Raw genomic sequence first — 1,742 nt, 5'->3', positions numbered from 1 at the left:
AACAACTCCGCCAAAGTGCCGACAGGAACCGGACGAGCCGTGTCATTCCACTCCGCCACCACCAAGGAGCGCTCGATCTCGTCCACGACGTCGATGTCGCTGAGCCGGGCCGTCGGGTCCTCCGCGACCTGCTCGAGTACCCGCACCAGGCGCTCCCCCAGAGCCCGGGCTGTGTCCTCGTCGAACAGGTCGAGGGCGTACACGAGCGCGCCGTCGAGCCCGGCCGCGTCCCCCGCATCGCCGCGATGCTCGGACAGGGTCAGCGAAAGGTCGAACTTGGCCGTCATCTCCTTCGAATCGGAAGCCACCGGGCTCACCTCCAACCCCGGCAGGTCCCACCGGCCCTGCGTCTTGGGCAGGTTCTGGAGGACGAGCATGATCTGGAACAGCGGGTTTCGGGACAGCGACCGGGACGGGTTCAGGTCCTCGACAATGCGCTCGAACGGCAGGTCCTGGTGACCGTAGGCCGACAGGTCGGTCTCCCGCACCCGGGCCAAGAGCTCCTGGAAGGAGGGATCGCCGCTCAGGTCCGTCCGTAGGACCAGGGTGTTGACGAAGAACCCGGCCAGGCCGTCCAGCGCCGCATCGCCACGGCCCGCCGTCGCAGTCCCGATCGGAATGTCCGTCCCCGCGCCCAGGCGCGACAGCAGGACCGTCAACGCGGCGTGTACGACCATGAACATCGTGGAGTTGCCGCCCCGCGCCACCTCGAGCAGCCGGGCATGGGTCTCCGCGTTCACGCGCACCGGCACCATGCCGCCGCGGAAGGAGGACTCGACCGGTCGCGACCGGTCGGTCGGCAGAACCAGTTCCTGCGGCGCTCCCTCGAGCGTCTGTCGCCAGTAGTCCAACTGACCGCTGATCAGGCTGTCCGGGTCGTTCGGTTCGCCCATCACCTCGCGCTGCCAGAGCGCATAGTCGGCGTACTGCACCGGCAACGCCTGCCAGCCCGGGATCCGGCCGTTGCACCGGGCCGAGTACGCCACCTCGAGATCCCGTGCCAGCACGCCCATCGACCAGCCGTCGACCGCGATGTGGTGCGCCACCATCAGCAGCACGAACTCGGACGGCGCGAACGTCAGCAGTCGGACCCGCCACGGCAGATCGACGCTCACATCGAAGCCCCGGCCCATGTGGGCGGCGAGCATCTGCGGGAGCTGGTCCTCTGTGGTCTCGACGACCACCAGCGGCGGACCTCCGGCCGTGCCTTCCAGCACTTGCTGACGCGGAGCACCGTCGGCCTCGGGAAAGATCGTCCGAAGGCTTTCGTGCCGGTCGGCGACATCGCCGAGGGCTGCCTCCAGCGCTGCCACGTCGAGCTCACCGGACATGCGCAACGCCAGCGGCATGTTGTAGGCCGCACCGTCCCCGGCTCCTTCAAGGCGGTTCAGGAACCACATCCGCTGCTGCTCGAACGACAACGGCAGCTCCTCGGGACGCGGCCTGGGCGTCAGTGCCACCCGCGTCCGGCCGGCCGGCGCGTCGATCAGACGGGCCACCTCGGCGACCCTCGGCGTGGAGAACAGCGCCCGGATGCTCACTTCCGTGTCCAGGACGGCGCGGATCCGGGCGATGAGCCGCATGGCCAGCAGTGAGTCACCGCCGAGCTCGAAGAACGAGTCGTCGGCGCCGACCCACTCCAGACCGAGCACCTCGGCGAACAGCCCGCACAGCACCTCCTCGACGGGCGTCGCAGGAGCACGCCCACCCGACCCGCCCATGTGGCCGGGAGCGGGCAGCGC

1 protein-coding gene is annotated in these 1,742 nt (G+C 69.5%); it reads right to left on the bottom strand.

The window, feature by feature from the left end; translation table 11 throughout:
• On the bottom strand, positions 1-1,742 hold a 1,742-nt coding region (locus ACFYWI_RS38430), incomplete at both ends, for a condensation domain-containing protein (protein WP_389240828.1).

Source organism: Streptomyces sp. NPDC002889, from assembly GCF_042888425.1.
Classification (GTDB): Bacteria; Actinomycetota; Actinomycetes; order Streptomycetales; family Streptomycetaceae; genus Streptomyces.
The sequence above is the reverse complement of the archived record's forward strand: the minus strand, read 5'-3'. Positions and strand labels throughout refer to the sequence as shown.